We start from the raw sequence: 13220 nt of genomic DNA on the forward strand, positions 1-13220 counted from the left end.
GAGTGTCTTGATTTGAGCAAGATGCTGTAATAAAAAAAGGAGCCACTGGCTCCTTTTTTGTATCATGATGTTTTGATATCACATTATAAAACGGGTTGAACCGAGTATAAAATTGTCTTAATTGTAGCAAAATCATTAGCGGCTTCTAATGATAATAACGGCAATGCATTATGTTTTGCGAGCGGTGCAGGTAATGGTAAATCAGTACTAAGAATGTTATCAACCACATCTTTAAATTTAGCTGGATGCGCAGTACACAAGAATATGCCTGTTTCACCCTCGGCTAATTGTTGATCTAAAACATGATAAGCAATTGCACCGTGTGGCTCACATAAATAGCCATCGGCATACATTTGTTTTAATGTCACCGCGGTTTGTTGGTCATCAACGACGCCATACCCAAGCTCATTTAATCCCCACCCTTTAAGCTGACATAACTCTTCAATACGCGGCCAATTATTAGGTTGGCTAACATCCATCGCATTTGAAATCGTGGCAATGGTCGTCTTTGGCGTCCACTCCCCCGTTTGTAAATAACGTGGAACCGTATCATTTACATTCGTGGCAGCAATAAAGCGTTTAACCGGTAAACCTAGCGATTTCGCTAATAGACCTGCGGTTAAATTACCAAAATTACCACTTGGAACTGAAATTACGAGTTGTTCACGCTCTGCTTTTGATAATTGTGATACAGCCTCAAAGTAATAACAAATTTGCGCCATTAGGCGACTGATATTAATCGAGTTTGCTGAGTTTAGACCAATATCAGCCCGTAACTCTGCGTCATCAAAAGCTTGTTTAACTAATGCCTGACAATCATCAAAGGTGCCATTAACCGCAACAGTAGTAATGTTTTCACCTAAGGTACAAAACAATTTTTCTTGTAGTGGGCTAATTTTGCCTTTGGGGTACAAAATCACCACTTGAATATTATCCATACCATAAAAAGCATGAGCAACCGCGGCACCTGTATCTCCTGATGTTGCCGTTAAAATGGTAATGTTACCGTCACTATCAGTTACCGCAGCTAAAGATTGCGCCATAAAACGGCCACCAAAGTCTTTAAATGCTAATGTCGGACCATGAAACAGCTCTAATGCATACACGCCGTCTTTTACTTTATTGATAGGTGCTGGAAACTGAAAAGCACTATCAACCATTTGAGTCACAATCTCACGACTCAGCTCATCACCAATAAATGCTGATAAAATCTTACTACTACGACTCACAAAGTCCATTGCGAGCAAAGCATCAATATCACCCAGTTGTGGTAATTGTGCTGGAAAAAATAAGCCTTGTTGACGACCTAAACCTTGGCGCACTGCCTGACCAAATGACACTTGTTGTTGGTGATCTTTAAGATTATACAACTTCATGGTTATAACTCACTCCCTGTAACTTTTGCACCTTGTTTATCCAGCTGACAAACATGCACAAATCCTTGATCATTTTGAACATAATTATCGGCTAGCCAATTAGCTAACCGCTGTGCAACCTCAAGCTTGGTACAGATACTAAACATCGTTGGTCCAGAACCTGAAATACCACTCGCAATCGCCCCCGCTTCTAACGCATATTGTCGAGCTTGATGAAAACGTGGTAATAATTTTTCACGATAAGGCTCAGCCACAACATCATGGATCATTTTAGCGGCTAACAAAGGTTGTCGTGAGTGGCAAGCATGAATAAACCCGCCCAAATAACGTCCATGAGCAATCACATCCTGACGTCGATATTGAGCGGGTAAAATGGCACGCGCTTCAGCTGTTGGCACTTTAATACCAGGATATGCCATAACCCAATACCAATCATCAAAACAAGGCACCGCTTGACTAATAATCCCCATTTCTTGGACCATAAATTGCAATCCACCTAAGAAGCAAGGCGCAACATTATCGTAATGGGTACTCCCTGAAACCTCCCCTTCCATTTCCCCCATTAACGTCAATAATTCATTACTGGTTAATGGTTGCTGATGGAATTGGTTTAGCGCCTCAAGCGCGGCCACAATAGAACACGCACTTGAACCTAAACCAGAACCAATTGGCATATTCTTTTCTAATGTGACAGCCACAGGCAATAATGGAATACCTTTATGATCCAATTCACGTGCAAACACTTGCCAACAACGATACACAATATTGTCTTGTGCTTGCGGCGGTAACTTATCCACAAAAGCGCCGACACATTGCAGACTAAATGCCGATGTTCCTGCCGCGACTTCAACTCGATCTCCTAATAAAGAACCATCAATAGGAGAAACCGCAGCACCTAACACATCAAAACCGACACTGACATTGCCAATCGAGGCTGGCGCATAAACAACGACACTCATGTTATATACCTCGCTTCCAACCTAAGGTACGCATTAGATCGGCAAAGACACCTGCCGCAGTCACTTCCGTACCGGCACCATAACCACGTAAGACGAGAGGAATCGGTTGGTAGTAACGGCTATAAAACGCCAATGCATTTTCACCGTCTTTGATTTTAAACATCGGATCATCAGGGTTTACGGCAACAATCTTAACGTTACACTTACCATGATCAATCTCACCCACATAACGTAATACTTTGTCTTCTTTTGCTGCGGTCGCAGCCAGCTCAGAGAAATAGACATCGGCTTGAGGCAAACGAGCCATAAAGTCATCAACAGAACCCGAAGCATCAAAACCTGGCGGTAATGCTTGTTCTACCACCACATCTTCAAGTTCTAATTCTAACCCAGCTTCACGAGCCAAAATCAGTAACTTACGCGCAACATCCATACCAGAGAGATCATCACGAGCATCAGGCTCAGTAAAGCCATTATTACGTGCAACTGTGGTCGCTTCACTGAAACTCATGCCATCATCTAACTTACCGAAGATGTAAGATAAAGAGCCAGATAAGATACCCGAGAAACGTACTAATTCATCACCTGCAGCCAGCAAGTTTTGTAAATTTTCAATCACAGGTAAGCCAGCACCAACAGTAGTGTCATACATGAATTTACGATGACCAACTCGCGCAGCTTGGCGCAATTGTTGGTAATACGCCATGCTAGCAGTATTGGCTTTCTTATTAGGGGTAATAACGTGGAAACCTGCCGCAAGATAATCGGTATATTGCTCGGCAATAGTTTGATCTGACGTACAATCAACAATCACGGGGTTGATAATATGGTTATGACGGACTAACTCAACCATACGTTGTAATTGCAATGGTTCATTAACCGCCCCCATCAGATCACGCCAGCTATCTAGCATAAAGCCATTACTGTTAAGCAGTAACCCTTTACTGTTCGCCATGCCACAGACACGGATCACAATCCCTTTTTGCGCTAATTTTTGTTGCTGACGGTGAATTTGATCAATTAATTCACCACCAACGCCACCAACACCAACAACAAACACATCTAACGTATGTTGGCTATTAAATAAATTCTCATGACACGCTTTAACCGCTTCTGATACTTTATTTTGAGGAATAACCGCAGAGATAGCACGTTCAGATGACCCTTGTGCAATCGCTACAATGTTGACATCGACTTCTGCTAACGCCGTAAAGAAACGCGATGCAACACCATGTGAGGTTCGCATACCGTCACCAACCAACGTCACAATTGATAAATCATCACTAAACTCAACTGGCTCTAATAAACCTTCTTTTAATTCAAGCTCAAAGCTAGCAATTAATGCTTTTCTAGCTACCGTCTTATCCTGAGTTTCAATACAAAAACTAATGCTGTATTCAGATGAAGATTGCGTGATCAACACCACCGAGACGCCGGCGGTTGATATCGCACCAAAGACACGCGCAGCCATACCAACCATGCCTTTCATTCCCGGACCGGAAACGTTAACCATGGTCAAATCTTTTAAGGTTGTAATACCTTTAATATCAAGCTTATCTTCACCCGTATCTTGACCAATAAGCGTGCCAGCCCCTTGTGGATTAAAACTGTTTTTAATTAAACATGGGATTTGAAATTGCGCAATCGGAGCAATGGTTTTGGGATGCAATACTGATGCCCCAAAATAAGATAACTCCATCGCTTCTTGATAACTTAATGATTTAAGCAGGCGAGCATCTGGTACTAAACGTGGATCACAACTATAAACCCCATCAACATCTGTCCAAATTTCACAACAATCCGCGCGCAAACAAGCAGCTAAAACGGCGGCTGAATAATCAGAACCATTACGGCCTAAAGTGACTAATTCACCTTGAGCGTTACCGGCAGTAAAACCTGGCATGATACAAACGTGGTCTGCGGGTAATGGATTATTTTGGAAGTGCTGTGTTGATACCTCGATATCAACATGAGCTTCAAGATAGTCACCTTCGGCATGGAGATACTGCACGGGATCAATCAAACTTGCCGCCTGACCTTTGGCTTCCAATAGCAACTTCATGGTTACAATTGATAGCCGCTCACCTTTACTGATCACTTTGGCATACACATTATCTGGGCATAATCCTAATAACCGAATACCGTGAACATACTGTTGTAGTTGTTCAATCGTGGTGGCTAATTTGCTCTCTAATGTCTGATGATCTAACTTTGGTTCACGTGCTTTTAAACCATGAAAAAGATCATTAAATACCGTTTCTAATGTTGCTATTTGCTGAGCTGCAGCACCGGTTGTTACCGCACTCTCAATCACCGCAACTAAATTGTTGGTAACCTTACCTGGCGCTGATAACACCACCGCAACTTCGCCTTGCTTGGCATTGCTGGCAATAATATCTGCCGCTCTTAAAAATCGTTCTGCATCTGCTAGTGACGATCCGCCAAATTTAAATACTCGCATTCCCTACTCCCGAGTGACTATCCTGAACTATTTATCTCTCGATAAATATTACTCAACACTGATGAATTTAAATTTAAAAAAAAAGCCCGCAGCTCTTAATGAGTTGCGGGCTTATTGTAATTTTGCGCATATCAGCCCGCATCAACACCAGTAGTGTTAATGGTAATAATCATGGTGGTGGTGATAACGATACGGGGTACATTTGTCATAATTGTCATTTCTGTTTACACGCTGTTACCTTACGATTACATGGAATGTAATATAGAGTCAATAAAGTTTTTACAATTATTACAGAATACATACGTCGTACACATCTGCAATACGACGCACTTCACCGCTCAAAAAAACAACAATAATATTTGCAGTCAGCTACAGAGCATTGCATAGTAAATAGCAAAGAATAAAATTGTCATCATTAAGGATAAACTGATGAGTGCAGCCATGGAGTCACTGATCGCACATACTATTTTACAAGGCTCAGATGCCATGTTTGGCCGCTTTCTTGACGTCACTGCCGAGGCGCAACAACGATTTGAACACCAGCAATGGACGCTAGTGCACCAAGCATTAAAAACCCGTATTAGTTTTTATGATCATCATGTGGAATTAGTTACCAATCAGATTCAGATCATGCTTGGAGGACAATACGCAAATCAAATATGTCTGACTGCCGTGAAACAGGCTTATCAGAATTTATTGGTTGATTATCCACGTTATGATATTGCCGAAAGTTTTTTTAATTCGGTGTATTGCCGTATTTTCAAGCATCGTAATATCAACCGCGATAATATCTTTGTTCATAGCTCACAACAACACCGTATACCTACCTATCCCAGCTCATTAACCCGTCATTATCGAGTTCAAACAACCGTTGCGGTAATGATCGAAAGAATGCTTGATGATCAGCCTTTTACGCTTGATTGGAATGATAAACAACGTGATATTCAATTGCTGGTGACCCACTTAGAAGCTGAGTTAGGTGAGCGGCTTGATCAACACCTAACCTTAGAACAAATTCGTGAGCCTTTTTACCGTAATAAAGCCGCTTATCTGGTCGGTAAACTGACTTTTTCAAATGGTGAATCACGGCCTTTAGTACTGCCAATACTCAATCATAATGGTCAATTGTTATTAGATGCGGGTATCTGTAACGTCAATGATGTTAGCGTTATCTTTGGTTTTGCTCGTTCTTATTTCATGGTTTATAGCCCAGCCCCCGCAGCCTTAGTGCGCTTTTTAGCTCAACTGTTACCCAATAAAAATTTGGCTGAGCTTTATACTGCCATTGGGTGCCAAAAACATGGGAAAACAGAATTTTATCGCCAATTCTTAGATCATTTAGCACACTCTGACGACCAATTTATTATCGCTCCTGGAATAAAAGGCATGGTAATGTCTGTGTTTACATTACCGTCTTATGATTTTGTTTTTAAAATAATTAAAGATAAATTCGCTCCACAAAAAGACATTAGCCCTCACGTTGTTAAACAAAAATATCAATTAGTCAAAGAACATGATCGTGTCGGTAGAATGGCCGATACACAAGAATATCGTCATTTTAGCTTTCCACGTCACCGATTCAGCGATGAACTCATTCAAGAGCTACTCACTATCGCCCCTTCTATCGTGACCCTCACCGATGATGAGATCATAATTGAACACCTGTATATGGAACGGCGAATGATTCCATTTAATATTTATATTGAAACAGCAAATGATGCTGACTTACGCCACGCCGTTAATGAATATGGAAATGCGATTAAACAACTCGCCGCCGCTAATATTTTCCCTGGAGATATGTTATTTAAAAATTTTGGCGTAACGCGTCATAAGCGAGTGGTGTTTTATGACTATGATGAAATTACTTATATGAGTGAAATGAATTTTAGAAAGATTCCGGCAGCGCGTTACCCCGAAGATGAAATGGCCGCCGAACCTTGGTATAGCGTTGGGATTAATGATGTTTTTCCAGAAGAGTTTCGAACCTTTTTACTGATCAATCCTAAAGTAAAAAATTTGTTTAATGAATTACATCAAGATCTGTTTGAAGCCAGTTATTGGCAGCACTTGCAGAACAATATTAATCAAGAACTATATCCTGATGTTTTTCCTTATCATGCCCGTCATCGGCTACATATTCAAATATCCAAAAAATAACCGTCGTCAGTGAGTGTAATAACGGAGAGATTACGACTAAGTTGTGGCGATGATCATGAATACGCCACTTGATGAGTATTTATCACTTATAACACTTACTCTCTTCGTAATATGGCCTACTATTTAAAATAATGTCGGTGTGATAGGAGTGAGCATGATCAAATATTATATAAGTATTGTGGGAGTACTTATTTTTTTAGCCATGCCCGTCACAGCACAAGCGGCAACATCGATAGACACCAACCTAACTTATAATGGGGGTAAAAAACTCACATCAGGATGGTTTTTATCGTCACAATCACGTCAGCAACGTTTTGATATATGGCAGATAGACAGTGGCTACGCTTATTCAGTAACGGATAACACTCAGCTTTATGTTAGCACCCATCTAACCACCAGTACCGATCGTCAACCCGCAACAAGTGGATTAACCTCTGGTGTTAAATATTCTGTATCACCACGAATAAGTATTAATAGTGCCATTACATCAGACACCATTAATAACCAAACCTCATTAGGATTAGAGCTGAGTAGCCAATACGACGTCTCACAAAAAGTAAATGTACGGGCTACGGTTGATTATGCTGAGCTTGAAAAAATAATTGAGCTCGGCTTAGGATTCAGTTTTTAATGCACTCACATCTAACGCAGTACTACTCAAAATAATGCCATTTAAATCTGCATAAATATAATCATTAGGATAAATTAGCGTATCCGCAATACTGAGCACGACATTATGTTCTCCCATCTGCCGTTTATCCGTTTTAATAGGGCATGCCGCTAACGCTTTCACACCTAATGACAATTGTGCCAAGGTTGCAACATCTCGAATCGCACCATGAACAATAATCCCTTGCCAATTATTTTCTATCGCTAATAACGCCAGCTGATCTCCCAGCAATGCACGTCGACAACTGCCATGGCCATCAATAAATAGCACCTTACCTCGGCCATCGGTTGATAATAAATTACGCACTAAACTGTTATCCTCAAAACAGCGTAGGGTCACTATTTGCCCCCAAAACGGGGTATGACAGCCATAATCACGTAACATTAACGGCAAAAAACGAATATCTTGCGCATAGCAATCACATAAATCTGGTAATAAATCCTTCATTAGCCTTTTCCTATCACTATTAAATAAACAAAACAGGCAAAATTGACCGTATTTCGTAACAATGACCACAATATTAATTTATGAGATCTTTTTTACTAAAATCCATCAACCTTAATGAGTGCCAACCCTAACTGATACTGTTACAATATTTAGAGAAAGATGAACTATATGTTGTATTTTTTATTATCATTAAGATTAAATATTAGTCAATGGTATTGGGTTTTGTATATTATGATTACTATCATGACACTTTTTATCTACCCCGATATAAAAGTTAACTAAACTCGAAATATAACAAATGTTCTTCTCGCTGATTGATATAAATCAACAAACATATAAATAATCGACATCAAATAAGCTCTCCACATTGTTAGCGAGCTGTTAAGTGAATACAATTGTCGCATTATCAGGGAGATTGTAGCCAGCACCCCAAGCTTTATGGGGGATTTCAACATCTAATGCATGTTGAATGAAAGGATGGTGTACCACATAGGTTGTAACAATAAAGTGTTTATTTAAACATTTTGCCTATATGTGAATTTTTTTTATAGAATTTAACTATTCTGTGATTAACCAGATTTAGTTTCTGATATTAGGTACCGCCAAAATGCAAACCCCTCACATTCTGATTGTAGAAGACGAGCACGTAACACGTAACACCCTGAAAAGTATTTTTGAAGCAGAGGGTTATACTGTATTCGAAGCAAATGACGGCGCAGAAATGCACCAGATGCTTTCTGAAAACCCTGTGCATCTAGTTATCATGGATATTAATCTTCCAGGAAAGAACGGCCTTCTACTTGCTCGTGAACTTCGCGAACAAGGTGATATGGCACTGATGTTCTTAACCGGTCGTGATAACGAAGTTGATAAAATTTTAGGCCTTGAAATTGGTGCTGATGATTACATCACAAAACCTTTCAACCCACGTGAATTAACTATTCGTGCTCGTAACCTATTAACTCGTGCGATGAACCAAGGTCTTCCAACTGAAGATAAAAAATTGGTTGAGCGTTACGAGTTTAATGGTTGGTCATTGGAAATTAACAGCCGTTCTTTAGTAAGCCCAAGTGGCGAGCAATTTAAATTACCACGTTCTGAGTTCCGTGCTCTACTGCACTTCTGTGAGAACCCAGGTAAGATTCAAACACGTGCTGATTTATTAAAGAAAATGACTGGTCGCGAACTTAAGCCACATGATCGTACTGTTGATGTAACGATTCGTCGCATTCGTAAGCACTTTGAATCAGTTGCAGATACACCAGAGATCATCGCAACTATTCACGGTGAAGGTTACCGTTTTTGTGGTGATCTAGGCGAAGAGTAATCTCTTTTCTAAACCAGTAATCAAATAAAAAGGCACCTAGAAGGTGCCTTTTTTATTCTTAATTACTGCTGCTTTAGCCATGTTTTCAATACATTTATATCATCTTGATAGCTGTATTTAATTTCATCCACCCAGTCATTAATATTTTCCCACCACGCAGGTAACTCAGGTGATTGCGCCATCTGCGCCACTTGCTGAATATGTTTAAGACCTATAGAGCCCGCAGCACCTTTGATCTTGTGTGCTTCAAATTTAATACCATCTTGATCTTTTGCGATCATATTTGAATCTAAGATAGCCAAATAGTCAGGCATCATTTTTTCAAACATCGCAATACTGGTATATACCGGCTCGGTACCGACAATTTCAACGTATGAGGTTAGCATCTCTAAATCTAATAACGTGTCTATCATATTAGTTTGAGCACTATTACTACTATCAAGGCTATCGTCATTCTCTTCTATTTCATGGCTACAACTTAAAACAAGATTTTCAATAACATGAGTAATCGCTTTAACACTTAACGGTTTATTAAGTACCTCATCCATACCTTTTGCTAGATACTCAGTTTTATCATTAACAACGTTAGCCGTTAATGCGACTAACGCAGGCAAATATTGATATTGTTGACGTAACTTCTGTGCAATATCAAATCCTGTCATATCAGGTAGTTGAATATCCAATAGCACTAAATCATAATCTTCAGGCTTAAACATTGCTAATGCTTGATCACCACGCATTGCTACCGTCACTTCATGCCCTAGCCGTTCAAGTAATGATTTCGCTACCACAATATTCAGCTCAATATCTTCTACCATGAAAATACTTAACCCTGTCATTTCAGGGCGTACTTCATTAACCACATGCTCTTCTACTACGGTTTCAATTAATGGCACTTTAATCTTAACGGTAAAAGTACTACCCGCACCCAGTTCAGAATCAACGTAAATATCCCCGCCCATTAATTGAATTAATTGCCGTGACACAGCTAACCCAATACCTGTTCCAACCGCATGTAAATTATCATCCCCTTGTTGAACTTGATAATACATCGCAAAAATATTATCTATTTCGGCTTTTGGAATACCAATGCCACTGTCTTCAACTTCAAAAATAATATTGGCGTCGTGCTCATGAATTTCACTACTTACAGACAACACCACTCCACCTTGTTTAGTAAATTTAGTGGCGTTACCAATTAAATTCCACAGCACTTGCCGCAAGCGTGTACTGTCTACTTTTATATTTTTAGGTAATTGAGTAAGGCACTCTAAATCAAATCGTAGTCCTTTTTGTTCTGCCATTAATTGTGAGATGTTACCAATCTCATCAATAAACTCATAAAAGTCTAATGGTTGTGGTAGTAGCTCTAGACGTCGACGATCTGATTTATCTAAATCGATAATGTCATTAAAAATATTACCCAGAGTGATCGCACTAACATGTACCGTTCTTAAATAACCACGTTGTTCATCTGTAAGTTTAGTTTCTAATAACATTCGGCTTAATCCGACAATGCCATTAAGTGGGGTGCGTAATTCATGGCTGATAGTCGAAATAAATGCGGTTTTATCACTGCTGGCTTTTTCTTGAGCATTCTCATATTTTTTACGTTCAGTAATATCACGCCCAAACCCCATCAAGCCTAAACGTTTTCCATTACGATCATAAAGAGGCACTTTGCGTAATTCAAATAACGCTTTTCTACCATTCGGATAATCCAACCACTGCTCGTCAGTCATGGCAGTATTATCATCAAACAATTCTTGGTCAGTTTTAAGAATACGTTTAGCAACTTCAGCAGGGTAAACATCCCATGGTGTTAATCCCACTAATTCTTTTTCACTTTTGCCGACCAATTCAGCCATAGCACGATTACAGCCTGAGAACTGATTTTGCTCATTGCGGTAGTAAATTAAATCGGGCGATGCATCTAAAAACGATTTCAATAATGCACTTTTTTCAGCCACTGCTAATTGGGCATTTTCACGTTGATAGACTTCATTTTCTAAGTCTTGCATTGCCTCTTCACGCGCTTCTTCTGCTTTTTCACGCTCTTCAATTTCAGAGTTTAACTGTGAGATATTCGCCTGTAATTGTTGGTTTAACTCCATGTCACGTGCGCGCATTTGCTCTAACTTGGTGACTAATTGCGATAATCGTTGACGAGAATCTTCTAATTGATCAACCACCACCGATAAAAAATACACCGCCCAAGGGGTAATAAATAAACCAAAGGTAACGGAACGTATAATTTCGACTTCACGCATAGTGCCTTGCAGCAATAGCGTCACACTAAATTGTACCACTAATGCTAATGCCACTAACGCTGCAGCTAATAATAAACTAAAACGGAAAATGCCAAGCTTAACGAGAAGATCAACATAAAACTGGGCTAAAATTTTGACTTGTTTCATCAATGAATACCAATAGAAAAACAACCTCGCCACCATGGCGAATACTACTATTTATAATAATCGCTCTCGCCACTAGCACCTAAACGAAAGCTGTAAAGTTTTATTGTGGCGCACAAAAAAGCCTACTTAACGTAGGCTCCATTTAAACATTATTATGTAATGCTGGTAATTGATAAACAAAAGGATCATCGATAGCGCTCCCTTGAGCACCTTGTTTATCAAGAATACGTCCAATATCAGTCATGGCTAGCCAGCGATTCTCACACCACATCGGTGCCAGTAATGTTGGTCGACGAGCACTTGCAGCAACGCGATGATAAACCACTTTTGCAGGCGTTAGACGAATCATCTCGCTAGCAATATCAGTATAATGTTCAAGACTAATCGGCTGCAATCGACCCGCTTTAAAAGCTTGTCCCATCTTACTGCCTTCCACGATGTGCAACGGATGTAATTTAATCCCATCAACACCAACCGCCACGACTTTGTTTAGGGTCATCAAATTATCGGCCTTAGTATCTCCGGGTAGCCCAACAATTAAATGGGTGCACACTTTAATACCAAGCGCACGAGCACGTTGAGTAATCGCTGCATAACAAGCAAAATCATGACCACGGTTAATACGCTTAAGGGTTTTATCATTTGCGGTTTGTAAACCCAACTCAAGCCAAATCTCATAGCCTTGTTCTACATAGCCAGCCAGTAACTCTAACACCGTATCAGGCACACAATCAGGACGAGTACCCACACATAAACCTACAATATCAGCCGATATTAATGCCTGTTCATACATCTTTTTCAAACTTTGAACTTCAGCATAGGTACTGGTATAAGCCTGAAAGTACGCAAAATAACGCTTCGCACGATGCACCTCACCAGCACGTGCCGTAAGTTGTTGTTGAATAGGTACGAACTGATTTTTTTCGTCAGCAAATGACGCAACATTACAAAATGTGCAGCCACCGCGGCCAATAGTACCGTCACGGTTAGGGCAACTAAAACCACCGTGTAACGTCAGTTTATGAACTTTTTCACCATAACGATGTTGAAGGTCTTGCCCGAAAGTATTGACGAGTTGATGCAATTGCATGGTATTACCTAGCGTTTAAAACAATGAATAATCTACGTCAACGCAGACCAAGAAACAAAAGAGCCGCAACATATCATCAATCACCATGATGTAAATTGTGCTAAAACAAAAAAGCACCGCTCTATGTCGGTTCTTTGTTACTTTTGACCGACTTATTTACGCCACATAATAGGCAGTTTAAATGCTTAATTTATGCGTTAATTATGTTAATTTTTATTGGTAATTAATGTATCAAAATTGTAGGATGGTTACACTTGTGTGCAATTTATAAACAAAAAAAACACTAAAATCATGCTGTTTTAGTGTGGTTTATATG

9 protein-coding genes and 1 other annotated feature are annotated in these 13220 nt (G+C 39.9%); of the genes, 3 read left to right on the top strand and 6 right to left on the bottom strand.

Annotation, left to right across the window (positions count from 1 at the left end):
• Positions 1–83: 83 nt before the first annotated feature.
• Genes thrC through thrA form a run of 3 tightly spaced genes read right to left on the bottom strand, consistent with a single transcriptional unit; the run spans position 84 to position 4796 of the window.
• The gene (thrC, locus tag ACJZU6_RS13830) at positions 84–1376 is read right to left on the bottom strand and encodes a threonine synthase (protein WP_408900444.1); all 1293 of its coding nucleotides are present in this window, start codon (positions 1374–1376) and stop codon (positions 84–86) included.
• A 2-nt stretch (positions 1377–1378) separates the two neighbouring features.
• Entirely contained in the window at positions 1379–2335 is a 957-nt protein-coding gene (gene thrB / locus ACJZU6_RS13835; RefSeq protein ID WP_080158494.1) for a homoserine kinase, read from the bottom strand.
• 1 nt (position 2336) lies between these two features.
• Entirely contained in the window at positions 2337–4796 is a 2460-nt protein-coding gene (gene thrA, locus ACJZU6_RS13840; protein ID WP_408900445.1) for a bifunctional aspartate kinase/homoserine dehydrogenase I, read from the bottom strand.
• 75 nt (positions 4797–4871) lie between these two features.
• Positions 4872–4989, bottom strand: a sequence feature (Thr leader region).
• A 236-nt stretch (positions 4990–5225) separates the two neighbouring features.
• Here thrA and aceK point away from each other — a divergent pair.
• A complete protein-coding gene (gene aceK / locus ACJZU6_RS13845) occupies positions 5226–6953 on the top strand; it encodes a bifunctional isocitrate dehydrogenase kinase/phosphatase (protein WP_080158496.1) in 1728 nt (575 codons plus the stop codon).
• Between the two features lie 154 nt (positions 6954–7107).
• Entirely contained in the window at positions 7108–7584 is a 477-nt protein-coding gene (locus tag ACJZU6_RS13850) for a hypothetical protein (RefSeq protein ID WP_080158497.1), read from the top strand.
• On the opposite strand, the gene ACJZU6_RS13855 is transcribed toward ACJZU6_RS13850, so the two are convergent.
• Positions 7567–8070, bottom strand: a complete 504-nt coding sequence (locus ACJZU6_RS13855; protein WP_080158498.1) for a putative 4-hydroxy-4-methyl-2-oxoglutarate aldolase — start codon at positions 8068–8070, stop codon at positions 7567–7569. The genes ACJZU6_RS13850 and ACJZU6_RS13855 overlap by 18 nt on opposite strands.
• Positions 8071–8677: 607 nt before the next feature.
• Between ACJZU6_RS13855 and arcA the strand changes: the two genes are divergently transcribed.
• A complete protein-coding gene (gene arcA, locus ACJZU6_RS13860) occupies positions 8678–9397 on the top strand; it encodes a two-component system response regulator ArcA (protein ID WP_036796042.1) in 720 nt (239 codons plus the stop codon).
• 62 nt (positions 9398–9459) lie between these two features.
• On the opposite strand, the gene arcB is transcribed toward arcA, so the two are convergent.
• Both arcB and ACJZU6_RS13870 read right to left on the bottom strand, forming a co-directional pair.
• A complete protein-coding gene (gene arcB / locus ACJZU6_RS13865) occupies positions 9460–11814 on the bottom strand; it encodes an aerobic respiration two-component sensor histidine kinase ArcB (protein WP_408900446.1) in 2355 nt (784 codons plus the stop codon).
• 142 nt (positions 11815–11956) lie between these two features.
• A complete protein-coding gene (locus tag ACJZU6_RS13870; RefSeq protein ID WP_107276900.1) occupies positions 11957–12904 on the bottom strand; it encodes a TIGR01212 family radical SAM protein in 948 nt (315 codons plus the stop codon).
• Between the last annotated feature and the right edge of the window lie 316 nt (positions 12905–13220).

Origin of the sequence: Photobacterium piscicola, from assembly GCF_046058925.1 — a bacterium.
In the GTDB taxonomy this organism is placed as follows: Bacteria; Pseudomonadota; Gammaproteobacteria; order Enterobacterales; family Vibrionaceae; genus Photobacterium; species Photobacterium piscicola.

Bases quoted from the DNA above. Each gene is read 5' to 3' on its own strand.
- thrC (WP_408900444.1), bottom strand. From the start codon at position 1,376: ATGAAGTTGTATAATCTTAAAGATCACCAACAACAAGTGTCATTTGGT.
- thrB (WP_080158494.1), bottom strand. From the start codon at position 2,335: ATGAGTGTCGTTGTTTATGCGCCAGCCTCGATTGGCAATGTCAGTGTC.
- thrA (WP_408900445.1), bottom strand. From the start codon at position 4,796: ATGCGAGTATTTAAATTTGGCGGATCGTCACTAGCAGATGCAGAACGA.
- aceK (WP_080158496.1), top strand. From the start codon at position 5,226: ATGAGTGCAGCCATGGAGTCACTGATCGCACATACTATTTTACAAGGC.
- ACJZU6_RS13850 (WP_080158497.1), top strand. From the start codon at position 7,108: ATGATCAAATATTATATAAGTATTGTGGGAGTACTTATTTTTTTAGCC.
- ACJZU6_RS13855 (WP_080158498.1), bottom strand. From the start codon at position 8,070: ATGAAGGATTTATTACCAGATTTATGTGATTGCTATGCGCAAGATATT.
- arcA (WP_036796042.1), top strand. From the start codon at position 8,678: ATGCAAACCCCTCACATTCTGATTGTAGAAGACGAGCACGTAACACGT.
- arcB (WP_408900446.1), bottom strand. From the start codon at position 11,814: ATGAAACAAGTCAAAATTTTAGCCCAGTTTTATGTTGATCTTCTCGTT.
- ACJZU6_RS13870 (WP_107276900.1), bottom strand. From the start codon at position 12,904: ATGCAATTGCATCAACTCGTCAATACTTTCGGGCAAGACCTTCAACAT.